A 25,163-nucleotide genomic window follows, 5' to 3' on the forward strand; every position below is an offset into this window, starting at 1 on the left:
AGGCAATACCCCGCAAACGCGCCGAAAACGGCAAAAAATCGGGGATTTGAGCGCTCTTAGCGCGGTGGATGTGGCTTGCTTCGTTCTCCGGCCGCGTTGATCAGACCATCCCTAAAGCAATCCCCTGAAAGGCGAAACGCGATCCGCCCACCCAGCACCCGGCGTGGACATACCGGTTACCGCCTTGCCACCGCCCATTCCTAGCGCGCAAGCAACGTCAACAGCGCCTCGGCAGCCTTCTCCGAGGAAGCCGGGTTCTGACCGGTGACCAGGGTGCCATCGGTGACCACGTACTCGCCCCAATCCGCACCTTTTTCATACTTGCCACCGAGCTCGGTCAGCACGTCTTCGACAAGGAACGGCACGATCTTGGTCAGGCCCACACCCTCCTCTTCGCTATTGGTGAAGCCGGTGACGCGGCGGCCATCGACCAGCGGCGTGCCGTCGCTGCGCTTGACCCGGCGCAGCACGCCCGGCGCATGGCAGACCAGGCCATGCGGTTTGTCGGCCTTGGCGAAGGCCTCGATCAGCGCGATCGAGTGCGCGTCTTCGGCCAGATCCCACAGCGGGCCATGGCCGCCCGGGTAGAACAACGCATCGAAATCGTCCGCCTTGACGTCTGCCAGACGGTGCGTGCTTGCCAGTGCCTTCTGCGCATCCGGATCCTGCTTGAAGCGCCTGGTGGCGTCGGTCTGCGCGTCGGGCTCGTCGCTCTTCGGATCCAGCGGCGGCTGGCCGCCCTTGGGAGAGGCCAGGGTGATGTCCGCACCGGCGTCCTTGAACACGTAGTATGGCGCGGCGAATTCCTCCAGCCAGAAGCCGGTCTTCTTGCCGGTGTCGCCAAGCTGGTCGTGGGAGGTGAGTACCATCAGGACTTTCATCGCATTGCCTCGCATCATGGCCCACTCGGGCGAGGCAGCCAGTGTGCGGTTCGGCCCGTTGCAGCGTCGTGTAGAGCACGCTGCGCGCACCGCACCGTTCATCAATGTAGGCAATGCATCATCGCGACAGCACCAACGCGCGCCGCCGTATCACACGTTGATCGCCGGCGGCTGCAGCTGATCCATGCGGATGCGATTGGCAAACAACGAGAACGCCAGCATGCCGGCCAGCCCGCTGGCGCGGCTCACCCACGGCGGCAGCCAGCGCGGCGCCACCAGCACGCCGCTGTCGAACAGCGGCGCAAACCGCGCGACATCGCCCAGTGCCATCTTGCCGGCGAACAGATAACGGCAGAGCTGCAGTTGGTCACGTTGCAGGGCGTGGCGGAAGAAGGTGTGCACGGCCACCAGCCCACGCAGGTACACGGTGTCCTTGGTGAACGCTCCGCCGCCATGGGTGGGGACGCCGCGGAAGACCCGCTGCGCCGAGGAAAAACTCTCCGCGGCGTTCTGCCCGCCGTCGGTGAAATAGCGGAACACCTCGATGAAATCCGCACCCGCACGCGCCATCGCGATCGCTTCGATGCGCATGCTGATGCGCTTCATGCGTTCGATATCGATGCTGCCGGTGATCTGCTCGGCAAAGGTCGCCAGACCTTCCTGTGTCGCGGTGGTGCGCGGCGAGGAAATGCCCAGGCTGGGCAGATGCAGCTGCGCGCGCCCGTTGAGCGCGGTGAGCGAATGCACCAGCGCCTCGTGATGGAACAGCTGCGCGCGGTCGTAATCGCTGAAGGTGGCGCCGCTGCGCAGGCGGATGCGGTGCGCACCGGCCGCCGCCTTGGCGAGCAGGTCCGGATCCAGCGTCACGGTGATCACGCGCCCTTCGAAGAAGCCGTCCAGATCGTTCTGCAACTGCATGCGCAAGGCCGTGGCCGAGACCGGCACCTGCTCTTCCGGGGCCAGCAGTTCGCGGTCCAGCTCCTGCGCGATCTGGATGAAGTGCCGCGCCGCTTCGCGCGTGCTCGGGCCGTTGCCCGGCATCGGATCGTCGGGCACGCCGAACAGTTGCGCCGAGTAATCGCTGACCGCCGCCGTGCCCAGCGACTCCAGCAGGCCGGCGGCCAGGTCCCAACTATGGGTCGAATCGATCAGGTAGGCGCCGAGCGGATGGTGCGGATCGGCCGCCTTGGCGATCGCGGCAAGTTCGCGGCGGGTCTCGCCAAAGTCCAGCGCCGGGTAGTCCACCTGCGGCAGCGCCGGCTGCCCGCGCGCCACGCTCTGCAGAAACGGCTCCTGCAATGCGCGCGGCCAGCTCGCCAGGGCCAGCAGGCGCACACCGCGCACGGCCTTGACCAGGCGCGCATCCAGCGCCGCGTGGTGGACGATGTCCGGCGGGCCCTTGCGCGATGGCATCAGCGCCGCCCGGGGCGATCGACGCTGGCCGGGCGCTTGCCCGACCCTTTGCCGCGGGTGTTCTGCGCCACGCGGGTGGCAAGCTTCTCCGCCGCGCTGGCCACTTCCACACGCAGTTTCATGTAGTTGGCCACCCGCTCCGGATCCAGCTCGCCGGCCTCGATCGCCGCCCGCACCGCACAACCCGGCTCGGCGACATGCGCGCAATCGTTGAAGCGGCACTGCGCCGCCAACGCCTCCACATCGGAGAAGCCGCCCTCGGCCAGATCTTCCTCGCCGGTGGGCTTGAGTTCGCGCATGCCGGGCGTATCGATCAGGCACGCACCGGTCGGCAGCGGGATCAACGCGCGGTGCGTGGTGGTATGCCGGCCGCGCGAATCGTTCTCGCGCACCGCGTTGGTCTTCATCTTCTCGGTGCCCAGCAAGGTGTTGGTCAGGGTGGACTTGCCCGCACCGGACGAGCCCACCAGCACAGCGGTACGGCCATCGCCCAGCCATGGCCGCAGCGCCGCCACGCTGTCCGGATCCCGGGCATTGACCGCGCGCAGCGGGATGTCCTGCGCCTCCAGTTCCTCGAGCACCGCCAACGCATCGTCGGCGTATTCGGTCTGGTCGGCCTTGGTCAGCACCACCACCGGCTGCGCCCCGCCGCCGCCGACCAGCAACAGGTAGCGCTCGATGCGGCGCGGATTGAAGTCCGCATCCAGCCCGCACACGATGAACACCGTATCGATATTGGCCGCGATCACCTGCTGGTGGTAATGCTCACCGGCCGCCCCGCGCTTGATCGACGTGCGCCGCGGCAGCAGCGCCACGATGCGCCTGCCCTCCATCAGCACCCAATCGCCCACCGCCGCCCGCTCATGGCTGGGAAAGCGCGGTCGCTGCCACTCCGGCAGCGACTCGGCCTTCAGGCTCGCCTCCGGCGCATCGGCCACCACATAACCGGTGCGATGCTGCTCCACCACCCGCGCCGGTAACGCCTGCGGGTGCGCAGCAAACACCGCCTGCCAGGCCGCCTCCTCCGGCGGCCCAGGCCAGGGCCAGCCGATGGATTGAAGGGTGGGGTAATCAGGGGAAGGCGTGTTCATGGGGGGATTCTACGCTCACTGCCATTTGCGACATCCACCACCGATAAGCGCCAGTGGATTACAGCCCACACCCCGCAAGCCCGTCCTGATGTTTGCGGGGTATGGATTCAGCAACAAGCTGACCGTCAGACAGCAGCAATCAGGAGATGTGGCTGATTGCCGCGTTCGCCCCAGGTCTGCACATAGACCTCATTACCCGTTTCGCCCTGGGACATCGCACCAATCAACTGACTCAATTCCGCCCCACCAACCAAGCTGTCCACTTGATCTGCGCTGAGCTCCATCCGGTTCTTGTCGTGCAGACGGTCGACACGATTGGCGGCGTCCGCGTACCAGTTCTTGAACGTCAAACTACCGGACTGGTCGTTCAGTATTGCAACCATGTCATCGCCCACTCGGGTGAAGCTGAATTGATCGAAGCCTGCACCGTCCACCTGCAGCATATCGTCACCATAAGCATCGACATTGACGATGGTGTCGTGGCCTTGCCCAGCGGTGTAGCCATAAAAGTCATCGCCATCACCGCCAACCAACGTGTCGTCCCCATCGTTGCCATCCAGATCGTCACCACCATCGCCCCCATATAGAACGTCGCGGCCGGCACCGCCATAGATGGTGTCATAGTCTCCCAAGCCGCTCAGCACATTGTCTTGGGCGTTCCCGCGCAACCAATTTCTAGAATCATTCCCAGTACCGTTGACGGCGGCGCCAATCAGGATCAGCGACTCCAGGTCTCCATTCAAAGTGAAATCGATACTGGCGGCCACCGTGTCGCCATTGCGATCAGGGTGTTCACCCATTGCGGGAATGCCAGGCGCTGCCAACTCGCCGGCATAGGATGCCGTCGCGTTGCTCGAGAACTGCATTGCCATTGGGAATGAAGGGGCCTCGCCCTCGGTTTCGACGATGACATCACCAAGACTGTCGACATAGTAGAGATCATTTCCACTACCTCCTTCCATGCGATCGGCGCCGGACCCACCAATAAGCGTGTCGTCACCCCACGCACCGATCAAGGTGTCATTCCCCGCTCCACCATCCATCCAGTCGGCTTGGTAAGAATAATCGCCCACGGCCGCCGCGGTCAGGATATTGGCTCCTGCATTGCCCTGCAGGCTGTTGGATTTTCCATTCCCGGTCCCGTTGAGATCGGCAGACCCATCGAGGATCAACTGCTGCAAGTTCACGCCGAGCGTGTAGTCGATACTGCTGATCACCGTATTGATGTCTGTCCGCCAAAAATCTTCAAATCCGCTGTTGTATCCATCATCGAAAATGGAGTCACCAGCATCATCTACCACGTAGATATCGCTTCCCCTTCCCCCGCGCATCACATCTGCACCGGCACCACCGTCGAGTAGATCATCACCGCTTTCGCCTTCCAATTGGTCGTTACCATCCAACCCGAACAGCCGATCATTGCCGATGTTTCCACGCAAGATGTCGCCGGTGGCAGTCCCGTTCAAGGTCAGGTCGGGGTTAACGGCACTGGCACGCACCCATGCGGAATCCCAGACAGTTCCGTTGGCGAAGACCATCGATTCGATCGCTGCCATGCCACTTTCACTGAAGAATCCAATGATGGTGAGCGGCGATTGACCCTCCACATACATCTGCAAGTCATCGCCCAGCTTGTAGAGGGTGAAATCGCTTGGGGATAGGTCATCGTTGAAAATTATCCGATCTGTTCCGCCGTGGTCTTGTATCGCCTGGATTCCATAGCCCTTGCCGAACACGTAGGTATCTCCGGCATTACCGCCGGAAATGTGTACATCACTTGGCCCGAGATCGAACCAGGTGGCTCCCGCCATTTCATAATGATGATCACGCGCAGCACTCTGAATGCCGATGACGTAGCCGCCAGTATCATAGAAATTGGTATAGCTCGAACCGCCGATGTTGACTTCAATAGGTTCGAGAGGTGCATCAAGTTTTTTCAGAATTTCGTCTTGATCCCAGATATTGCCATCGGCGAAGCGCAAACCATTTATCGCCCCCCCACTCCCCCATTGTTCGGCTGTCAGAAAATGACCCAACGCCATCAATCGGTCGGTGTAGCCATCGATATCGATCACCAAAGCATCACCCGAGCGCGCGAGGCGGATGTTTTCCGTGGTAATTCCTTCACCAAGCTCAATCAAATCGTGGCCGGGCTCCTCTGTACGCCAATTACTAACGAAATCCAGTCCCGAGCCAATGCCAAAGCGATAAACGTCATTCCCGGCACCACCATTTACAATATCCGAACCACCGCCTCCCACCAGAATATCGTCACCCGCACCACCTGACAAGCTATCATTTCCGGCGCCACCGAAGATGACGTCATCATTCTCCAGCCCTTGGACAATATCATTACCTAAACCAGAATCGATAAATTCATCGCCCGGATAGAATACAATAATATTGTCGTTACGATACGACCCTCGCATTGATTGATAAAATATCTCCTGTGCATCCCATACAGTGCCATCAGCAAATACGATCTGCTCGATCAAATCAAAAGTAAGAACCCCCGAAGATTGATAATAGTAAAATCCTTCCAATGCAATGGAGTCACCGGTCCCTTCAATGACGACTTGCAAAGAACCGCCATAAATATCGTCGTTATAGAAGATGATATCTTCTTTCAGAACACTGGCATCGAACCTAAGCGTGTCGATGTCATCGAACTGCGGCAGACCCCGGTGCCAACCACCTTTTTCATGGATGAAGTCGCGACCGTAACCGCGGCCAAACTCGTAGGTATCCCCACCCCAACCTCCATAAAGTGCATCGCTACCTGCTCCACCATTCAGGATATCAGTGTCATCCCCACCACTGATTGAGTCATTGCCTGCGCCACCTATAAGAATATCGTTTCCGTCATCCCCATAAATAAAGTCATCACCCTCCCCGCCGTCCAGATAGTCGTCACCCCCCGCATCTAACTGCCAATAATAATAAACGTGGAGAAAGTCCCCTCTCAGCGTATCCTGGCCGTTTCCACCATAAATTCTATCGTTCCCCAACATTCCAACTAGACGATCATCGCCGTCATATCCGTAAATCTCATCGTCCCACGAATTTCCTTCAATCTCATCCGCACCGCGCCACAACATTTCTGGTAAAAGCTCGCTGCCGTCGGCCAGCAAGATACGTGCGGTCGGCCCATTTGCACCAGCATACCCCTCAATGGCGAGGCTCTGGCCAGTCTCGATAACGGTCATTATCAGAGCGCCATTCTTGAGCGCGTAGCGCATACCTTCTGGTCTGGCGATATCAACTAGCTGTACCTGCCGAACATCGGCAGCGGGGTCGAAGGCGATGCTGTCGTTACCGTAGCCGGTACCGTAACGAAAAACGTCGGCGCCCGCTCCGCCGGACAGATGGTCGTCGCCAGCTCCACCGTCGAGAAGATCGTCGCCGTCGCCGCCTTCGAGCAGGTCATCTCCGCCACCACCGAATACAAGATCGTTGCCGATTCCGCCATTGAGCGAATCATTGCCTTCCTGGCCGTACAGTCTGTCGTTACCCGCCTCGCCGTACAGTTCGTCGTCCTGGTCGCTGCCTTGCAACTCATCATCGCCCGCAGTACCACCGCCAAGTAAGCTCAGAGCTTCAGCTCGATCCATCGTCGAGCCATCGCCAAACAAGATCCGGTGCCTGCCGCTGTCGCGCGCAAGAAAACCTTCCAGGCGAACCGATTGGTCTGTACTGAATGTCATTACCAGCGCGTTCCCACTGCGCCGGAACGTCGCCTGATTTCGCGACAATCCGCTTAGCGCGATGGTGTCGCTTCCCGCCGATTGGCTACCCAAACCAATCACCTCATCATGACCATCACCGGCCCTGATCAGGTAAGTGTCGTTTCCTTCTGCACCGATGAGGGTGTCGTTGCCGGTGCCACCGTCGAGTTGATCGTCGCCCCGGCCACCGTCGAGGTAGTCATCGCCCGTGTTGCCAGAGAGCTTGTCGTTGCCGGCGAAATTGCCGACCTGATCGTCGCCGTAGAGGCTGTCATTGCCTTCGCCGCCGACCAACTGATCGTTGCCGCCCATGCCGAGAACCGTGTCGTCCCCAAGACCGCCATTGATCGTATCGTTGCCCTGCTCGCTTTCCGGGGCATCGAAATCGTCGCCGACAATCAGGTCGTAGCCTGTGCCGCCGTTGATGACGTCTGCACCAGCGCCCCCCAGCAAGGTGTCGGCATCATCGCCACCGTCGATAACATCATCGCCGCCCTGTCCATTGATCCAATCCATGCCAACACCGCCGCTGATGCGATCAGCGCCATGGAATTGGAGACCCAACTGGCCGACCACGAAGTCACCGTAGATGGTGTCGTTGCCCGCATCGCCAGAGATCGTGTCGTTGCCGCCGCCACCCCAGATCTGATCCTGGCCGTCACCGCCATGCAGGCTGTCGTTACCCTGGCGAGACGGGTCCATCCCCACGGTATCGCCAAGAAGGACATCGTCGTCCTGGCCGCCCCAGATCTGGTCGTTACCGCCGTCGCCCCGCAACTCGTCGTTGCCGGCACCGCCATCGATGATGTCATCGCCGTCGGCACGCGCTGCAGACGACAAATTGGCAACCTCTTCGCCTGCAAGGACGCCGTTGATCCGATCCCCGAAGATCAGGTCGTCGCCGTCGTTGCCCGTCAGAATATCGCTGTCATGTCCGCCGGAGATCACGTCGTTGCCGATGCCGCCGCCGACAATATCGTTGCCCTCTCCGCTCATGATCAGATCCGAACCGCCGCCACCGTCGATGACGTCGCCACCATCGGCGAATAGTTCCGGGTCGGGGAAGAACGACGGCCCACCGTTCCGGACGGTGCCGACCAACCCCAGAAAGACGTCTTCATAGTAGGTGCGCGCATCTTCCGCATTGCCGCTGCGCAGACCGACCATGAAACCCACACCACTGGCCAACATCCTGTCGGTGGGCGGATCGCCGATCCAGCGATCCAGATTACGCGCCGTCCTGGCCACTTCGACGATGAAATCGTTGCCATCGCCACCATTGATGATGTCGCTGCCAGATCCGCCATTGATGACATCGATACCGCCAGCGGCGTCGATGGCATCATCACCGAAACCCGTATAGAACGCCTCTGCCTCTTCATTACCTTGAAAGACGCCATTGATGCTGGCACCTTCTGGCGTCAGATCGCCATCCCACTTCGTGCCCGATGGTGGCAGAACACCTATCTCTCCGCCGAGAGAAATTCCTAATTGGCCGTTCTGCCACCGCTCGACATGGATCGTGTCGCCGCTAAGCAGATTGGTGATAATTAATCTATGGACCGGATCCACAATCATGGTCAATCGCAAGTTACCGGTGGAATCGGCCCACGTCGTCTCCGTCAGGCGGACACCTGCCGTCACTGCTACGTTGTCGACATACACAGCGCCATCGCCGCCGCTGTCGTAGATGCGGTCTGCACTGACTAGAAGGGATTCGTTGGTAAGAAAGCGGTATGTGTCGAATCCAGCGCCACCGTACAGGAGATCATCGCCCGATCCACCACTGATATCGTCGTCGCCGTTGCCACCCAGGACCAGATCGTCGCCGCCGCCAACTGCGATGGTGTTGTTGCCGTGCAGAGCCACCACAACGTCCGAGCGAACGTCGAAATCGGAACCGACGTAGCGCATGGCGGCACCATCCTGAACGCCCCAGCGTGCACGCTCCAGAAGATTCATATCGAGGGCAAGGTTTTGTGTTCTTGCAGAGACGTATTGGCTGAGTGATTCGATGCCTCGCTTCCGTTGGTCGCCGAGTGCTTCCGCATCGAAAACGATGTAGCCGTTACCGCGCGTCAGAACTTCGGTGAGCCAACCGGTGAATTTTTTATCGGGCGTTCTACCATTCGCCTGTTGATAGATTCCGGCGAGCAAGACGTCTACCAAGGCACCCGCCAAATTAATATGTTTTTCAACGCCATTTTCATGGATCACAAATGAATTTTCCGCTCCACGCAAATTCGTGGCGGCGATTTTCGCCAGGTCAGCCGCAAGCGTATCTAGCGAAGATTCCCCTGAAAGTTGGCGCTGCACCAACAATTCCAACAACGTGCTGTCTCTATCGTTTTCGGGAGATATGTTTTTATACGCACCCTCAAAAATTCTTGGTAGCAGCTCTTTGTAACTCGTGGAAGCCTGAAGAAAATTTTCGGAACTCATGAACCCGGCGAGCAGTGTCATTGAGTGGAGATTGACGGCTCTTGAGAAATCAGCGCCAATGCTACCTCCCCACCCAAAGAGATCTTCTGCCTGGGGATCTAATACAATCGGACTTCCATTATTTATCTTGAATGCATTGTCAGTTACATAGCTAAGCACCTCTCCCGCAACCACGATCTGCTGCACATTGGCTTTCCGCGCGTTGTACTCAAGCTGATCGTAATCTCGGAACGACTGCGGGATATCATACCCAGCAACTTCCAATATAGTCTCGTATGCCTCGTACGTAAATGAAGCCGCCGACAACTCAAACGGCGCTTGGTCGAAGACAATCGCCTTCTTATCGAAATAGACTGCCATCAACGAAGCAAGGCCACCACCGAGAGAATGGCCGGTAAAACTGGTCTTGGCCGGATCCACATTTTGCAGCTTAAGGACCTCCAGATAGAAGACGGTCGCCTCTAATGACTGAGAGATTGTCCCCAGGCCCGCCGGAATATTGCCCGACAGCCAATCGTTCACCGTGGCTCCTTCTTCGTTGGTCGTCCCTGCATACGAAACGACCACCTCACCGGTAGCTACGTTCCTGTAGGCCCGGGCCATGAAGCCTGTCACGGATACGGATTCGGCGATCTGCGTCCAACCATCCGGAAGCTGAAGCGTATTCAGCTCGGTCCTGACACTTGATTTAGCTCCATACACATTCGCCGCCAACAATGCATAATCAAGCTGTGCCTTGCTAAAATCCATGGCATACCATCCTTTTAATGTTTAGGTAGTTATTTACAAACCGCGTAATCGCGCTTTTTATAAAATTCGGAAATCAGTTTTGGAGGGCCTGAACTGGGCTGTCCTGTTACGTAAGCAATATCATCCCAGGATAGATAAGTCACGGGCCTGTCTGCATGACGAAAGCCCCAGTTACCCGTTCCCGACAAATTGATGCCCATCCGTTCGATAGGTGCGTCGTGTTGGTCAATCTTCTGCATCACGCCCTTTCGCCAGCGATAGACATTGATCAGATAGGAACCCGCAGGCTTGCCGACACAAAACACTTCGGCTGTTTCGTTGGCATGAACGACCAGATATGCGTCACCTTGAATAATATCAAAAGACCCCATACTAATCGCGCCTCTCATCCCTGAATTTTTTGTTGACCAAAAAACTTTCAATGGGGCATAGCTTATTTCTTGATAGATAGGGGGGCCATCATTGCTATTAGGAAAACCGCTCTTCAGTGCTACCGAATACCGATCCACATCGATACGACGCCCATCGCTAAGCCACACCTGCTCCTTCCAGCGCATGGTGTCCTTATTGCTGCAACCACTCAACACCGCAGCCATTACCAGCCCCCCAACTACTACCCATCCGCGCATCGTCATCGCATCGCCCTCGTTAAATCCTTCTTGTGAAACAGCTCATACACTGCACGCGGGTAACCCAAAATGTACTTGCGAAATACCTACCGCATTGCGCAAGCGCACTTCATGGTTGCAACAAATCCTGGACATCAATCCTACCCCTTAAACGATTCGGCGATCTGGCTCCAAGCACCAAGAAGCCGAAGCGTATTCAGATCGGTCCTGACACTTGATTTAGCTCCATACACATTCGCTGCCAACAATGCATAATCGAGCTGCAGTTGATTGAATTCCATGAATCTCCACTCCTTTTTTGAATTTTAATTCACTGGCAAATTGCGTGTTTACGATCACTGTAGAACTCAGAAATTCGCATCGGCGGCCCGGCACTTCTTTGTCCCGTTACATAGGAGATATCATCCCAGGACAGATAGGTCACAGGTCTATCGGCATGACGAAAGCCCCAATTCCCGGTTCCCGACAGATTGATACTCATGCGTTCGATAGGCGCTTCACGCTGATCAATCTTCTGCATCACACCCTTCCGCCAGCGATAGACATTGATCAGATAGGAACCCGGAGGCTTGCCGACACAAAACTTTTCAGCATCTTCACTAGCATACACAACCAGATAAGCGTCACCTTGGATAACATCGAAAGATCGCAGGCTAGTTGCTCCTTCCATACCGGCACCCTTGGTTGACCAGTGCACACCCAATGGCGCGTAGGTTATTTCCTGGTAAATAGGCGGCCCATCGGTCGAGTTGGGAAAGCCACTCTTCAGAGCTACTGAATATCGATCCACATCAATGCGACGCCCATCGCTGAGCCACACCTGCTCCTTCCAGCGCATTGTGTCTTTGTTGCTGCAACCGCTCAACAAGGCGGCAGACATCAGTCCAGCAACCATCGCCCACCTACACATCTTCATCGCGTCGCACCTCGTTGATTACTTCTTTTTAAAATTAACCAGCACTCAGACCAGTCCAGCGAAAGTGCATTCACGCAATGCCCGCTGCATTGCGTGAATGCACTTCATTGGTTACAGCAGCCTGGCCAAATCACTTCGCCACTCCTTAATTACAAGATAAATTTGGCGTTCTAGTATAAAAATCAGACACTAACTTTGGCGGCCGTTCGTCAAACTGCCCAGTAACTCTCGCAACTTCTTTCCATGAAACGTGTTGCGCCCCCCAACTATCCTTACGAAGAATCCAGTGCGCATTTCCTGAAAGATTCATCCTCATCCGATCAAGTGGGGCCTCGCGCTGGTCGATCTCATGCACTCTACCGTTACGCCAACGCAAGACATTTAGTAAAAGATCGCCTTTACGGCGCCCCATGCAAAATTCATCACGGCTTTTGCTAGCCATTGTAATCAGATAGGCATCGCGACCAACGATATAAAAAGACTCCACCTGCGTAGCGCCTTCTGCCGTCCAGAGCACCTGCAACGGGTCATATCTAAATTCTTGATGCCGGGTGACGATTGACGAAGAATTTGGGAAATCAATTGTTCCTTCTGCCTGACGCTCCACCTCTACAAAGTGGCCCTCATCCAACCAGACCTGCTCCTCCCATTTCATCTTTTGCTTGCAGCCAGACATACACGTCATGACCAAGGCCAAACCGACGAGCATCAGCAGTTTCATAAACTCATCTCTCTCTCAAGGATTCCGAGCCATGCACTCGCAAGGGACTCAACAAATAATCAATCACCCGCCGCTTGCCCGTTTTCACTTCCGCACTCAAGCTCATCCCGGCACTCATCCGCACCTTGACCCCATCGATCTCCAGCGTGCTGCCGTTCAATTTGATGCGCGCGGGGAACACCAGGCCCAGCTTTTCGTCCTGTGCAGCATCGTGGGAGACGCTGGCGACCGTGCCGGTCAGATAGCCGTAGCGGGTATAGGGGAAGCTGTCGACCTTGACGGTGACGGGTTGGCCGGGGCGCAGGAAGCCGATGTCTTTGTTCAGGACGGTGACTTCGACCTCCAGTGCTTCTTCGGCCGGCACGACGACCAGTAACGGCTGTGCGGGCGTGACCACACCGCCTACGGTGTGGACGGCGAGCTGCTGGATCGTGCCGTCGACGGGAGCATGCAGGGCCATCAGCTTGTCGCGCTGGCCGGTCCTGGCGACGTCCTGGGTCAGTTGGCCGGCTTGCTCGCTGGCTTGGCGTAAGGCGTCCAGTGCCTGCTGGCGGGTGTCGGTGACCAGCACGCGCAACTCTTCCTGCGCGGCGCTGATCGCCGAGCGGATCTCCTGCAGGCGGTTGCGCTGGGTGGCGAGCTGGCTTTCTGCGGCGATGCGTTCCTGTTCGCGCAACAGATAGTCATGGCGGCCGACGTACTTGCCTTCGACCAGGCGGCCGTAATCTTCCGCGCGCACTTTGGAGATGCGTGCGGATTCGGCCAGCGGTGCGATGGCATCCTGGGTGGTCTGCAACTCGGCTTGGCGCTGAGCGATGCTGGCTTCCAGGTTATGCCGGCGCGCCTGGAAGGCATCGAATTGACTGCTGACCAATTGCTGCTCGTTCGCTACGCGCTCCGTGGGGAGGTCCGGCGCCGGATCCAGCTGCGGAGACTGCCCGGTCGCAATGGCGTTTGCCAGCGCTGCCTGGCGAAGCGCGGCGAGCCGTGCATTGACCAGCGCATCACCGGCCTGAGCAAACTCGGCGCCCGTCGCGGTGGCATCGAGTTCGACCAGCAACTGGCCTTTCTTCACCGCCTGTCCGTCGCGCACCAGGATCCTGCGCACCACCGCGGTTTCTGCGGTCTGCACCACCTTGGTCCGCGAATCGACCACGGTCTTGCCCGGTGCCACGGCGACGATATCGAGCTTGCCCAGGCACGCCCACAGCAGCGCGACACAGAAGAAACCGATGATGATGCGCATCGTCCAGCGCGCGGTAGGCGAGACAGGCGTTTCGGTCAGTTCGAGATGCGCGGGCAGGAACGCGCGCTCGTCGGCGCTGCGCGTGGGCGGGTCGAGCTGGCGGCGCACCGCCCAGGCCGATTTGAAAATCTTGAAATAGCGGAGATAGAAATCGCGCCATCCCTGTAGCACGTGCTTCATGGTGTCCCCTGTTGCAGTCGATACAAGTGTGCGTACTGGCCTTCCGGGCGGTCGACCAATTCGGCGTGCGAGCCGCTTTCGACGATGCGTCCCTTCTCCACCACGACGATGCGGTTGGCCTGCCGCACGGTGGACAGTCGGTGAGCGATGATCAGCACGGTGCGTCCCTTGCAGATCGCGCGCATATTGCACATCACCGCATGTTCCGATTCGTAATCCAGGGCGCTTGTCGCCTCGTCCAGAATCAGGATGCGCGGATCGCCGATCAGTGCGCGCGCGATTGCAATGCGCTGGCGCTGCCCGCCGGACAGACCGGTGCCGTGCTCGCCAACCTTGGTGTCGTAGCCCTCTGGCAATTCCAGAATGAAGTCGTGGGCACCTGCCAGCTTGGCCGCATGGATCACCCGCTCCAACGGCATGCCGGGATCGGTCACGGCAATGTTCTCGCGGATGCTGCGGTTGAACAGGAAGTTTTCCTGCAAGACCACGCCCAGTTGCCGGCGTAGCCATGCAGGATCGGCCAGCGCCAGATCCTGGCCATCGATCAGCACTCGCCCGCGCTCAGGCGTGTAAAGACGCTGCACCAACTTGGTCAAGGTGCTCTTGCCGGAGCCGGAACGGCCGACGATGCCGATGATCTCGCCTGGACGAATGTCCAGTTCGATCCCGTTGAGCACCTCGGGCGCATCCGGCCGGTAGCGGAACGTGACCCGCTCGAACGTCACCTGCCCACGGATCGGCGGTAGTGCCAGGCGGCTACCCGGCACCTCGGTGCGGGTATTGAGGATGTCGCCCAGCCGCTCGACCGAGATACCGACCTGCTGGAAGTCCTGCCACAACTGGGCCAAGCGAATGATCGGCGCGGTGACCTGACCGGACAACATGTTGAAGGCGATCAACTGACCGATTGACAGCTTGCCCTCCATCACCAGCTTGGCGCCCCAGAACAGCACCGCCACGGCGGTGAGCTTCTGCACCAGTTGCACGCCCTGCTGGCCAAGCGTGGCGATACGGGTGACGTTGAAACCGGCGCTGACATAGCCGGCCAGCTGGTTGTCCCAGGTGCGGGTCACGCGCGGGTCCACCGCCATCGCCTTGACCGTACCGATGCCACTGACGGTTTCCACCAGGAACGACTGGTTGTCGGCGCCGCGCGCGAACTTGTCGTTCAAACGCTTGCGCAGCACCGGCGTGATCAACCCCGAGATCGTTGCGTACAGCGGCAACGACAGCACCACGATCAAGGTCAGCCAACCGCTGTACCAGAACATCACCGACAAAAAGACCACGGTAAAGAACAGGTCCAGCACCGAGGTCAGCGCCTGTCCGGTCAGGAAGTTGCGGATGTTCTCCAGCTCGCGGACGCGCGCGATGGTGTCGCCGACCCGCCGCGATTCGAAATACGCCAGCGGCAGCGACAGCACATGCCGGAACAGCCGTGCGCCCAGCTCCACGTCGATCTTGCTGGTGGTGTGGGCGAAGACGTAGGTACGCAGTCCGGACAGCAGCACGTCGAACACCGCCATCGAGACCAGCCCGATCGCGATCACGTCCAGCGTGGTCAGGCCGTTGTGCACCAGTACCTTGTCCATCACCACCTGGTAGAACAGCGGGGTGATCAGCGCGAACAGCTGGATGAAGAACGAGACGATGAACACCTCGAGCATCAGCTTGCGGTACTTGACCACCGCAGGAATGAACCAGCTGAAGTCGAATTTGGCCAGGTCGCCCAGCACCGAAGCCCGCGAGGCCACCTGCAGCAACCGCCCCTGGTAACGTGCCTCGAACTCGGCCAGCGAAATGGAACGTGGCCGCTTTTCGACCAGATCGTGGATCAGGATCTGGTCCGAGCCGACCTTGGCGACGATAAAGGCGCCCCCTTCTGGCAGGAGGGCCAGGGCCGGTAACGCAGCCATGCCGATGCGCGCGGCCGGCTGGGCCACGACCTTGGCTTTCAGTCCCAACTGCTTGGCAGCCAGCAGCAGCGTGGTTTCGTCGAACGGCTCGCCCCCACGGCCAAAGCCGTGTGCCAGCTGCGTCGCATCAGCTGCAATCCCGTGAAACTGCGCAAGAAGGACGAGCCCCTGCAACCCCAAATCCGGTCGGTCTTGCACCGACGAGCCGCCCTCGACCAACGAGAGCGACGCACTTCCCCCTGACATATGCATTCCTTGCTGTAGAGCCCAAGACGGGCTCAAGTGATGGACTAGAGTCTGAAACTGTTAAGAAACTGTCAATCAGACAATCCCGCGACCTCGATCAATTTTCTCAATCGAGCGTCTCCCAGGCTGAGACACGGACAGTCGATCCTGGGCACAGGTGGCCGAGGCCGGTTCTCTCCGAATGTGCGATGACGCCTGCAGGCCCCTTGACACCGTTGCCGATGCAAGCATGTCCGGCTGCCACATTTCCGTTACCATGCCAAGCCTCACGCCTACAACCGGCCTGCCGTATGTCCACTGCCCCGCAAAAGCCGCTCGCCATCCGCGAGCGTCTGTCCGAAGTCCGCTACGAGATCCGGGGCGAACTGGCGCGGCGAGCGCGGGAGCTGGAGGCGCAGGGCCGCAAGCTGATCAAGCTCAATATCGGTAACCCCGGTGCGTTCGGGTTCCGTGCGCCGGAGCACCTGCAGCGCGCGATCGCCGACGACATGGGCCGCACCGATCCCTACACCCATCAGCAGGGCCTGCCGGAAGCGCGCGAGGCCATCGCCACGGCCTACTCGCGGCGCCAGCATCCGGACGCACACCCGGACCGCATCTTCCTGGGCAACGGCGTCAGCGAGCTGATCGACCTGTCGCTGCGCGCCCTGCTCAATCCGGGCGACGAAGTGCTGGTGCCCTCGCCCGACTACCCGCTGTGGTCGGCGGCCACCATCCTCAACGACGGCCGCCCGGTGTACTACCGCTGCGCGCCGGAGAACGGCTTCCAGCCGGACCCGGTGGAGATCGAGACGCTGGTGTCCTCGCGCACCCGCGCCATCGTGCTGATCAACCCGAACAACCCTAGTGGTGCGAGTTACTCGCGCGAGCTGCTGGAGCGCATCGTGGCGATCGCGGTCAAGCACAATCTGCTGCTGATGGTCGACGAGATTTACGACCAGGTGCTATACGACGGCGCGGCCTTCGTGCCGGTAGCACCACTGGCAGGCGCACACCCCTGCATCACCTTCAGCGGGTTGAGCAAGGTGCACCGTGCCTGCGGCTGGCGCGTGGGCTGGGCGCTGCTGTCGGGCGAACAGGCGCGCATCAACGACCTGCGCAACGCGATGGACCTGCTCGGCGCGTTGCGCCTGTGCGCCAACGTGCCCGGCCAGTATGCCATCGATGCCGCCGTCAACGGCCCGGACACCATCTCGGCGCTATGCGCGCCGGGCGGCCGCCTGTACGAAACCCGCCGCGCGGTGATCGAGGCCTGTGCGGCCAGCGAGCATCTGCAGCTGGTCGCTCCGGCCGGCGCGTTGTACGCGTTCCCGGCGGTAGTGGGTGCGGCGGCACGCAATTTCGACGACCACGCATTCGCGTTGGACCTGATGAACGAGGAAGGCGTGCTGGTGGTGCCCGGCTCCAGTTTCAACGTGCCGTATCGCCACCACTTCCGCGTCACGCTGATGCCGGAGGCCAGCGTGATGCGCGACGTGTTCGCGCGGATCGACCGTGCCCTGGCGCGGCGCGCCGAGGCGGCAACCAAGGTCGTGCCGCTGAAACCGCGCAGCGTGGCCTGATGGCCGCGTTTGGCGTGCCGCAGCGCTATCTGGCGCTGGGCGACTCGTACACGATTGGCGAAGGCCTCGCTCCCGCGCAAGGATGGCCGGCGCAGCTGGCCGATGGACTGCGTGCACACGGCTGGGCCGTGCAGAGCCCGCAACTCATCGCCACCACCGGCTGGACGACCGACGAATTGCAGGCAGGAATCGACGCGGCCGCACCGCAGGGCCCATTCGATCTGGTGAGCCTGCTGATCGGCGTCAACAACCAGTACCGCGAGCGCTCGCTGGACGAGTACCGCAGCCAGTTCGATGCGCTGTTGCAGCGCGCGATCGAACTTGCCGGCGGGCATGCTGCACGTGTGCTGGTGCTGTCCATTCCGGATTGGGGGCTGACGCCGTTCGCACGCGCGCAAGGCCGCGACGCCGGCCTGATTGCGGCGCAGATCGACGCATTCAACGATGTGGCGGCGGAGCGCTGTGCCGAGCGCGCAATCCGCTTCGTCGATATCACGCCCACCAGCCGCGATGGCGGCGATGCGGCCGAGATGCTGGTCGACGACGGCCTGCATCCCTCCGGCGCAATGTATGCACGCTGGGCAGCGGTGGCGCTGCCTGCGGCGCGCGATGCGCTGGGAGCGACAGGATCGGCGGACACCATCGCCTGATGGCGAACACGGGCAGGCTGTCTCTCTGCGCGATGTCGCGAGCCTGCTGCTCGCCTTCCCACCAATGCCGCGTGCACTGCCCGATACCGATGCCGTCCACCGTGTAAAACAAGGCGCAATGCACCGGCTCGCCTGCCGCGGCCGGGTGCACATGTCTGCTTTGCAGCGCCCGTTTCCGAGGTGCACATCCGCGAGAACGCAAGACGCTGCACGCGGCCCTGTATCGCGAAATCGTCGAGCCCGCCCTACCGCAATCCGGTCACCAGGCCCAAAGAGCGGCCAACAGAACTGCTGCGCAGCCGCCAGGCGGGCGCGGCCGGTGCTCGGAATCCTCATGTACCACACGTACACTCCGGTTCCTCCGCGCCGTCCACACCCACCTGACGACCGCTCGCTACGTTCTGTTAGCCGCTCTATGCTACCCGCGCAGCACGCCTGATTGCCAAGGAACGACATTGCACAGCACCGCCACCCAACCGATGAGCCGCGCCCAGGCACTGGCGATCGCCCGCGCTTTCCTGCCCAGGCATCCGCTGGGCAACCGTTACGATTACTACTACACCCAGGCCAAGCTGCGTACCGACCCGTTGTACCCGGGCGTGCTGGCGCAGTTGCGCAGCACCAGCGCGCCGGTGCTGGACCTGGGCTGCGGGTTGGGCCTTCTCGCGCATGCCCTGCGCGCCGATGGCCAGGCACTGGCGTATCACGGCGTGGACGTGGACGCCTCCAAGATCGCCCGCGCGCAACGCATCGCGCAGCGTTCGGCGCTGGGCAACACCAGATTCGAAGTGGTCGACCTGAGTCTGGCCTGGCCGCAGCACCGCGGCAGCGTCACCATCCTGGACGTACTGCAATACCTGCAATCGGACATGCAGGCAGGCCTGTTGCGCAGCGTGGCGCAGATGCTGACGCCGGGCGCGAAACTGGTGATCCGCAGCGCGCTGGGCGACGACAGCGGGCGTGGCCGCACCAGCCGCGTCACCGACGTGCTGGCGCATCTGAGCGGCTGGATGCAACGCATGCCGCGCAGCTATCCCACCCGCGACAGCCTGCAGAGGCATCTGGACGCCGCCGGCCTGCGCGCGACGTTTTCGCCGCTGTACGGCAGCACGCCGTTCAACAACTGGCTGATCGTGGCCGAGCCACGCTGATCGTTCGCAGCGGCATCGGTATCGTCCGACGCCGCTGCCGATCCGCCAAGCCTTACCTTCGAGGCAGCGCACGCTGGCGATGCATTGCCCGCGCACGCCATCACCGCCGTGGTTACGCTTTACGCCACTCCCGCCGGCCCTGGCCTTTGGGCGATTGCGCCGTGGCAGGGCGCACTTGCCCACGACGCCTCCGGGACAGCATCAGGCCACATCATCGCCTCGCCTTGCGCACCTGGCTCAATCCGGACGCCGCCCCACCAGCCCGCGCGCGCGCATCGCCTCCAGCACCCCGCGCAGGATGGCGAGGTTATGCCCATGCGCGGCGCCCTCGTGCAACAACACGATGGCGCCAGGGCGCAGGTCGCGCACGATGCGCGCCACGGTGGCATCCGGTTCGCAGCGCACGCCGTCGAACCCGCGCGCGCTCCATGCCACCCGGGTCAGCCCGTGCGCACGCAGTGGCGATGCCACGAAGGGGTTGGTCATGCCCACCACCGAGCGGTACAACCGCGGCGCCTGCCCGGTGATGGTGGCCAGGGTGCGCTGCGCCAGGCCGATCTCCTGCGCCATGCGGCGCGGTCCCAGCGCCCAGAACCAGGCCTGCGGATGGGTCTGGCTGTGATTGCCGATGCCATGCCCGCGCCGCACCATCTCGCGCACCAGTTCCGGCCGCCGCGCAGCACGGGCACCGACCACGAAGAAGGTCGCCTTGGCATCGTAGGCGTCCAGTAGTTCAAGGATGGCCGGGGTATCCTCGGAGGGGCCATCGTCGATGGTCAGCCACACCTGCGGCGCATGGCCGGGCAACTGCGCCAGCACCGGCGCGTACAGCCGCGCACGCGGCAGGAACACCGGCACCACGAACAGGGCGTGCGACAGCAGCAGTGCGGGCAGGCCCCACGCCCACCCCAGCTGCCACCACAGCGCGGCCACCACCGCTTGCGAGAGCGCGAACAGGCCGACCCAGCGGTACGGGTGCGAGGGGGTGCGATACAGCGTTTCCGGCGTGGTCATGCCGCATGATGCCATGCGGCGTAGAATGGCTGGTCTCCACGACCCGACCGAAGCGCTGCCATGTCCCTCGATCCCGCCCTGCGTTCCCGTATCGATACGCTGCTGCAATCCAGCCGCGTGGTGCTCTTCATGAAAGGCCAGCCCGGCATGCCGCAATGCGGTTTCTCGGCCAAGGCGGTCGGCGTGCTGGACGGGCTGGGCATCGACTACGCTCACGTCAACGTCCTGGCCGACCAGGAGATTCGCGAAGGCATCAAGGCCTACGGCGACTGGCCGACCATTCCGCAGCTGTATGTGGATGGCGAGTTGATCGGCGGCAGCGACATCATCGTGCAGATGGCCGACAGCGGCGAGCTGAGCAGCATGCTCGGCCTGCAGGCGCCGGATCGCAGCCCGCCGAAGATCACCATCACCCCGGCCGCGGTGGAAATGCTCAAGGGCGCGCTGGCCGATGCGCCGGATGCAGCGCTGACGCTGGCCATCGATGCCAATTTCCAGCCGAACTTCCAGCTGGCGCCGACCAACCCGAATGCGATCGCCGCCGAATCCAACGGGTTGCGCGTGCAGTTCGACCTGGCCAGCGCGCGCCGCGCCGACGGCATCACCATCGACTGGGTGGACGATATCCGCGGCCGCGGCCTGGCCATCGACAACCCGAATGCGCCCAAGCCGGTGCAGGAGCTGTCGGTGCGCGATGCCGACGACCGCCTCAAGGCCGGCAGCCTGACCCTGGTGGACGTGCGCCCGGCCGACGAGCGCGCGCTGGCCACGGTGGCCGCGCCGTTCCGCACCCTGGATGCGCACGAGCGCGCGGCCATCGAGCAGTTGCCCAAGGACACCGCGCTGGCCTTCCTGTGCCACCGCGGTGGGCGTAGCCTGCAGGCGGCCGAGCATTTCCGCGGCCTGGGTTTCCGCAACGTCTACAACGTCACCGGCGGCATCGATGCATGGTCGGACGAGGTGGACAGCGGCGTGGCGAAGTACTGATTCCACACAGACGCCGCGCTTGGCGCGGCGCCTCGCAAAGCGAAACGGACGCTCCCTGCAGCGTCCGTTTTTCTTCATGGGTCACTGCACCAGATTGCCTGCCGTGCAGATAAGGTTCGCCTGGCCAGCAGCCAGCGAAGCATAGTCCGGCGGGTGCAGCGCCGTTGCAGGGCCGCTGGCCGCATCGTTCACCCGGCGAATCCGCCGGCATCCAGAAACTGCTGTTCCTCGGCGGTGGTGGTGCGTCCCAGCACCGCGTTGCGATGCGGGAACCGACCGAAGCGCTGGATGATCTGCTGGTGCTCCAGCGCCCATCGCGTGGTTTCCGCATCGTCCAATGCCCCGATCAGCTGCACGGCGCGCGCCTGCTCCTGCAGATCCTCGGCATGCTCGAACGGCAGATAGAAGAACAGGCGCAGTTGCGCCGACACCTGCCGATCGAATCCGCGCGCCAGGGCCTGTTTGGCGCACTGCAGCGCCAGGCCATCGGTGGCGTACGCATGCGCGCTGCCGCGGAAGGCATTGCGCGGAAACTGGTCGAGCAGGATCAGCAAGGCCAGCGCATCCTCGGCGCGCTCCATCCAGTGCGCGTACTCGCCGCGTGCCGCAGCGAAATGCTGCTCGCTGAAATGCTGGCGGAAATTCGCATCGAACGCATCGTTATGCGTGAACCAGCGCGCCGAGCCGGCCAGTTCCCAGAAAGCCAGTACCACATCGGCCTGCTTGTTGCGTTCTGACTTGGCGATCATCGACGTTATCCTTGGCGAATACGGCATAGCATGCACCGCCATGGGTGATGGAACCAGCATGGCGCACCTTTCGCACTTGGCAATCCGGGCGCAGGCGGCTAGGTTTGCAGCCTACGTTTTCGTGTCACCGGGGAAATCCATGCGTTCCATTCTGTTCGCCGCGCTCGGCGCGGCGTTGGCGTGCGGGTCCGCGTCTGCGGCATCGCGCTTCGTGCAAGACCCCTACCCCAGCACCTACCGTGCGCTCGCGTCCGGTCCGGTGCTGATCCAGCACGCCACCGTGCTGACCGGCACCGGGCAACGCCTGGACGATGCCGACGTGCTGCTGCGCGACGGCAAGGTGGCCGCAGTGGGCCGCGCACTCGAAGCGCCCGCCGATGCGCGCCGTATCGACGGCACCGGCAAGTGGGTGACACCGGGCATCATCGATGTGCATTCGCACCTGGGCGTGTATCCCAGCCCCGGCGTCAGCGCGCACAGCGACGGCAACGAGATGACCGCCCCGGTGACGCCCAACGTGTGGGCCGAACATTCGATCTGGCCGCAGGATCCGGGCTTCGGTACCGCGCTGGCCGGCGGCGTCACCTCGCTGCAGATCCTGCCCGGCTCGGCCAACCTGATCGGCGGGCGCGGGGTCACGCTCAAGAACGTGGCGTCCACCACCTACCAGGGCATGAAGTTCCCGGGCGCGCCCTGGGGCCTGAAGATGGCCTGCGGCGAGAATCCCAAGCGCGTCTACGGCGAGAAGGGCGGCCCCGGTACCCGCATGGGCAACGTGGCCGGCTACCGCGCCGCCTTCATCGACGCGGCCGAGTACCTGCAGAAGAACGCACCGAAAAAGCAGACCGAAAAGAAGCGCCGTTGGTGGAGCCGCGGCGGCGACAACGACAGCAGCGGCGATGCCGGCGGCAAGCGCGATCTGAAGCTGGATACGCTTGCTGGCGCCATCAACGGCGATATCCGCGTGCACATCCACTGCTACCGCGCCGACGAGATGGCCACCATGCTGGACCTGTCCAAGGAATTCGGCTTCCACATCGCCGCCTTCCATCATGGCGTGGAGGCCTACAAACTGGCCGACCGGCTGGCGCAGGAGAACGTCTGCGGCGCGCTGTGGGCAGACTGGTGGGGCTTCAAGATGGAGGCGTTCGACGGCATCCAGGAAAACATCGCGCTGGTCGACCGGCAAGCCAACAGCTGCGCCATCGTGCATTCGGATTCGGAGGAAGGCATCCAGCGGCTCAACCAGGAGGCCGCCAAGGTGATCGCCAATGCGCGCCGCAGCGGTATGGAGATCCCGCCCGAGCGTGCGATCCGCTGGCTCACCAGCAACGCCGCCAAGGCGCTGGGCATCGAGCGACAGACCGGCGCACTGGAGCCAGGCAAGATGGGCGATGTGGTGGTCTGGAACGGCAACCCCTTCAGCTCCTATGCGCTGGCAGAGCAGGTGTATATCGACGGCGCACAGGTCTACGACCGCCATAACCGCGCACTGCAGCCGGTCTCGGACTTCATGCTGGGCCAGGAGGTGGCACGATGAGCCGTATGCGCATGCACCGCCCGCGTCTGGGCGTCCTTTCCGCCCTGCTGCTCGCCGCGCTCGCCGTGCCAGCAGCGGCCCAGCAGGTGCTGATCCGCGGCGCCACCGTGCATACCGCCACCGCGCAGGGCACCTTGAAGAACACCGACGTGCTGGTGCAGGGCGGAGTGATCCGCGCGATTGGCAGCAACCTCGCCGCGCCCGCCGATGGCCGCGTGATCGATGCCCGCGGCCGGCCGCTGACACCTGCCCTGTTCGGCGGCATCACCGAGATCGGCATCGAGGAAGTGTCCGGCGAAGACAGCACCGTGGACAGCGGCGTCAAGCTCGCCGATCAGCCGATGCGCCCCGAATTCGACGTCACCCTCGCCTACAACCCCGAGTCGGTGCTGGTACCGGTGGCCCGCGTGGAAGGCATCGGTTTCACCGCATTGGGGGCGACCACCAGCGGCGCCTTCATCGCCGGCCAGGGTGGCATCGTGCGGTTGGATGGCAGCCCCGATCCGGTCGGCCCGCATGCCTTGTTCGTGCGGCTCGGCGCGGCGGCCTCCGATCTGACCGGCAGCTCGCGCGCCGCGCAGTGGATGCTGCTCGACCAACTGGTCGCCGAAGCGCGCGGACGTATGCCTGCCGATTCGCCGCATGCCTTGCTCACTCCGGTCGGGCGTCGCGTGCTGGCACGGTATCTGGCCGGACAAGGCCGCATCGTGGTGCAGGTCGAACGCGCGGCCGATATCCGCCAGCTGTTGCGTTGGGCGCAGCGCGAGAAGGTGCGCATCGCCATTGCCGGCGGTGCCGAAGCCTGGAAGCTGGCACCGCAACTGGCTCAGGCCGGGGTGCCGGTGCTGGTGAACGCGCTTGCAGATCTGCCATCGACCTTCGATCAGGTGGGCGCGACGCTGGAAAATGCCGCCCGTCTGCGTGCTGCCGGGGTGGAGGTCAGCTTCAGCCAGAGCGGTGATGCCTCACACAACGCGCGCAAGCTGCGTCAGCTGGCTGGCAATGCGGTGGCCAACGGCCTGCCGTGGGAAGCCGGCCTGGCCGGGCTGACCCGTGTGCCGGCCGAAATCTTCGGGGTGGCCGACCGCTTCGGCAGCATTGCGGTGGGCAAGCAGGCCGACCTGGTGCTGTGGGAAGGTGATCCGCTGGACGTTGCGCATTATGCCGAGCAGGTTTGGCTGGGTGGGCGCGAGATGCCGATGCGTTCGCGCCAGACCGAATTGCGCGACCGCTACCTGCAGCCAGCCGGTGCCCTGCCGCGTGCCTATCTGAAGTGAACCCGCCGTGCCTGCAGTAAGAGCAGCCAACAGAACGACTGTGTAGCCGCCAGCTTTCCGCCATGAATAGCTTGTTT

18 protein-coding genes and 1 other RNA gene are annotated in these 25,163 nt (G+C 61.9%); 7 read left to right on the forward strand and 12 right to left on the reverse strand.

What is annotated here, in order from left to right:
• Positions 1 to 200 precede the first annotated feature (200 nt).
• From LL964_RS12150 to LL964_RS12205, 10 genes are all read right to left on the reverse strand, one after another.
• Positions 201 to 881 carry a type 1 glutamine amidotransferase domain-containing protein gene (locus LL964_RS12150; protein ID WP_104585646.1) on the reverse strand — a complete coding sequence of 227 codons (681 nt, stop codon included), beginning with the start codon at positions 879 to 881 and terminating at the stop codon, positions 201 to 203.
• A 150-nt stretch (positions 882 to 1,031) separates the two neighbouring features.
• Entirely contained in the window at positions 1,032 to 2,294 is a 1,263-nt protein-coding gene (locus LL964_RS12155) for a flavohemoglobin expression-modulating QEGLA motif protein (protein ID WP_104585648.1), read from the reverse strand.
• Positions 2,294 to 3,385: a ribosome small subunit-dependent GTPase A gene (gene rsgA / locus LL964_RS12160; RefSeq protein ID WP_104585650.1), complete on the reverse strand. Its 1,092-nt coding sequence runs from the start codon at positions 3,383 to 3,385 to the stop codon at positions 2,294 to 2,296. The genes LL964_RS12155 and rsgA overlap by 1 nt, the downstream gene beginning before the upstream one ends.
• Before the next feature lie 125 nt (positions 3,386 to 3,510).
• Positions 3,511 to 10,302 (reverse strand): calcium-binding protein, encoded by a 6,792-nt coding sequence (locus LL964_RS12175; RefSeq protein ID WP_104585652.1) that lies wholly within the window; start codon positions 10,300 to 10,302, stop codon positions 3,511 to 3,513.
• Between the two features lie 29 nt (positions 10,303 to 10,331).
• Positions 10,332 to 10,937 (reverse strand): hypothetical protein, encoded by a 606-nt coding sequence (locus tag LL964_RS12180; RefSeq protein ID WP_104585654.1) that lies wholly within the window; start codon positions 10,935 to 10,937, stop codon positions 10,332 to 10,334.
• A 134-nt stretch (positions 10,938 to 11,071) separates the two neighbouring features.
• Positions 11,072 to 11,212, reverse strand: a complete 141-nt coding sequence (locus LL964_RS12185; protein WP_167395201.1) for a hypothetical protein — start codon at positions 11,210 to 11,212, stop codon at positions 11,072 to 11,074.
• A 29-nt stretch (positions 11,213 to 11,241) separates the two neighbouring features.
• Entirely contained in the window at positions 11,242 to 11,811 is a 570-nt protein-coding gene (locus tag LL964_RS12190) for a hypothetical protein (protein WP_228329445.1), read from the reverse strand.
• 181 nt (positions 11,812 to 11,992) lie between these two features.
• Complete coding sequence (locus tag LL964_RS12195; protein WP_228329446.1) at positions 11,993 to 12,568, reverse strand: hypothetical protein; 576 nt, start codon at positions 12,566 to 12,568, stop codon at positions 11,993 to 11,995.
• A 4-nt stretch (positions 12,569 to 12,572) separates the two neighbouring features.
• Positions 12,573 to 13,994 (reverse strand): HlyD family type I secretion periplasmic adaptor subunit, encoded by a 1,422-nt coding sequence (locus LL964_RS12200; RefSeq protein WP_104585658.1) that lies wholly within the window; start codon positions 13,992 to 13,994, stop codon positions 12,573 to 12,575.
• Complete coding sequence (locus LL964_RS12205; protein WP_104585660.1) at positions 13,991 to 16,156, reverse strand: type I secretion system permease/ATPase; 2,166 nt, start codon at positions 16,154 to 16,156, stop codon at positions 13,991 to 13,993. The genes LL964_RS12200 and LL964_RS12205 overlap by 4 nt, the downstream gene beginning before the upstream one ends.
• Positions 16,157 to 16,446: 290 nt before the next feature.
• Here LL964_RS12205 and LL964_RS12210 point away from each other — a divergent pair, with 290 nt between their 5' ends.
• The 4 genes from LL964_RS12210 (at position 16,447) to LL964_RS12225 (ending at position 19,519) form a co-directional block, all read left to right on the forward strand.
• Positions 16,447 to 17,718 (forward strand): pyridoxal phosphate-dependent aminotransferase, encoded by a 1,272-nt coding sequence (locus tag LL964_RS12210; protein ID WP_104585662.1) that lies wholly within the window; start codon positions 16,447 to 16,449, stop codon positions 17,716 to 17,718.
• Entirely contained in the window at positions 17,718 to 18,368 is a 651-nt protein-coding gene (locus tag LL964_RS12215) for an SGNH/GDSL hydrolase family protein (RefSeq protein ID WP_104585672.1), read from the forward strand. Before LL964_RS12210 ends, LL964_RS12215 begins: the two co-directional genes overlap by 1 nt.
• 334 nt (positions 18,369 to 18,702) lie before the next feature.
• Positions 18,703 to 18,778: non-coding RNA, sX9 sRNA (locus LL964_RS12220), on the forward strand.
• Positions 18,779 to 18,847: 69 nt separating this feature from the next.
• Positions 18,848 to 19,519: a class I SAM-dependent methyltransferase gene (locus LL964_RS12225; RefSeq protein ID WP_104585674.1), complete on the forward strand. Its 672-nt coding sequence runs from the start codon at positions 18,848 to 18,850 to the stop codon at positions 19,517 to 19,519.
• A gap of 237 nt (positions 19,520 to 19,756) precedes the next feature.
• Here the strand turns inward: LL964_RS12225 and LL964_RS12230 are convergent, their stop codons facing one another.
• Entirely contained in the window at positions 19,757 to 20,548 is a 792-nt protein-coding gene (locus tag LL964_RS12230; protein ID WP_208621390.1) for a polysaccharide deacetylase family protein, read from the reverse strand.
• A gap of 45 nt (positions 20,549 to 20,593) precedes the next feature.
• Here LL964_RS12230 and grxD point away from each other — a divergent pair, with 45 nt between their 5' ends.
• The gene (gene grxD, locus LL964_RS12235; protein WP_104585678.1) at positions 20,594 to 21,520 is read left to right on the forward strand and encodes a Grx4 family monothiol glutaredoxin; all 927 of its coding nucleotides are present in this window, start codon (positions 20,594 to 20,596) and stop codon (positions 21,518 to 21,520) included.
• Between the two features lie 188 nt (positions 21,521 to 21,708).
• Here grxD and LL964_RS12240 read toward each other — a convergent pair whose 3' ends face one another.
• Positions 21,709 to 22,269, reverse strand: coding sequence for a DUF924 family protein (locus LL964_RS12240; protein ID WP_104585680.1), 561 nt, complete (start codon positions 22,267 to 22,269; stop codon positions 21,709 to 21,711).
• A gap of 139 nt (positions 22,270 to 22,408) precedes the next feature.
• Here LL964_RS12240 and LL964_RS12245 point away from each other — a divergent pair, with 139 nt between their 5' ends.
• Both LL964_RS12245 and LL964_RS12250 read left to right on the forward strand, forming a co-directional pair.
• On the forward strand, positions 22,409 to 23,809 hold the full coding sequence (locus LL964_RS12245) for an amidohydrolase (protein ID WP_104585682.1): 1,401 nt from the start codon (positions 22,409 to 22,411) through the stop codon (positions 23,807 to 23,809).
• A complete protein-coding gene (locus LL964_RS12250; RefSeq protein ID WP_104585684.1) occupies positions 23,806 to 25,086 on the forward strand; it encodes an amidohydrolase family protein in 1,281 nt (426 codons plus the stop codon). Before LL964_RS12245 ends, LL964_RS12250 begins: the two co-directional genes overlap by 4 nt.
• Positions 25,087 to 25,163 lie beyond the last annotated feature (77 nt).

It is taken from the genome of Xanthomonas melonis (genome assembly GCF_020783655.1).
Lineage (GTDB): Bacteria > Pseudomonadota > Gammaproteobacteria > Xanthomonadales > Xanthomonadaceae > Xanthomonas > Xanthomonas melonis.

Coding starts and splice junctions, on each gene's coding strand:
- LL964_RS12150 (WP_104585646.1), bottom strand. CDS start 881: ATGAAAGTCCTGATGGTACTCACCTCCCACGACCAGCTTGGCGACACC.
- LL964_RS12155 (WP_104585648.1), bottom strand. CDS start 2,294: ATGCCATCGCGCAAGGGCCCGCCGGACATCGTCCACCACGCGGCGCTG.
- rsgA (WP_104585650.1), bottom strand. CDS start 3,385: ATGAACACGCCTTCCCCTGATTACCCCACCCTTCAATCCATCGGCTGG.
- LL964_RS12175 (WP_104585652.1), bottom strand. CDS start 10,302: ATGGATTTTAGCAAGGCACAGCTTGATTATGCATTGTTGGCGGCGAAT.
- LL964_RS12180 (WP_104585654.1), bottom strand. CDS start 10,937: ATGACGATGCGCGGATGGGTAGTAGTTGGGGGGCTGGTAATGGCTGCG.
- LL964_RS12185 (WP_167395201.1), bottom strand. CDS start 11,212: ATGGAATTCAATCAACTGCAGCTCGATTATGCATTGTTGGCAGCGAAT.
- LL964_RS12190 (WP_228329445.1), bottom strand. CDS start 11,811: ATGTCTGCCGCCTTGTTGAGCGGTTGCAGCAACAAAGACACAATGCGC.
- LL964_RS12195 (WP_228329446.1), bottom strand. CDS start 12,568: ATGAAACTGCTGATGCTCGTCGGTTTGGCCTTGGTCATGACGTGTATG.
- LL964_RS12200 (WP_104585658.1), bottom strand. CDS start 13,994: ATGAAGCACGTGCTACAGGGATGGCGCGATTTCTATCTCCGCTATTTC.
- LL964_RS12205 (WP_104585660.1), bottom strand. CDS start 16,156: ATGTCAGGGGGAAGTGCGTCGCTCTCGTTGGTCGAGGGCGGCTCGTCG.
- LL964_RS12210 (WP_104585662.1), top strand. CDS start 16,447: ATGTCCACTGCCCCGCAAAAGCCGCTCGCCATCCGCGAGCGTCTGTCC.
- LL964_RS12215 (WP_104585672.1), top strand. CDS start 17,718: ATGGCCGCGTTTGGCGTGCCGCAGCGCTATCTGGCGCTGGGCGACTCG.
- LL964_RS12225 (WP_104585674.1), top strand. CDS start 18,848: ATGAGCCGCGCCCAGGCACTGGCGATCGCCCGCGCTTTCCTGCCCAGG.
- LL964_RS12230 (WP_208621390.1), bottom strand. CDS start 20,548: ATGGCATCATGCGGCATGACCACGCCGGAAACGCTGTATCGCACCCCC.
- grxD (WP_104585678.1), top strand. CDS start 20,594: ATGTCCCTCGATCCCGCCCTGCGTTCCCGTATCGATACGCTGCTGCAA.
- LL964_RS12240 (WP_104585680.1), bottom strand. CDS start 22,269: ATGATCGCCAAGTCAGAACGCAACAAGCAGGCCGATGTGGTACTGGCT.
- LL964_RS12245 (WP_104585682.1), top strand. CDS start 22,409: ATGCGTTCCATTCTGTTCGCCGCGCTCGGCGCGGCGTTGGCGTGCGGG.
- LL964_RS12250 (WP_104585684.1), top strand. CDS start 23,806: ATGAGCCGTATGCGCATGCACCGCCCGCGTCTGGGCGTCCTTTCCGCC.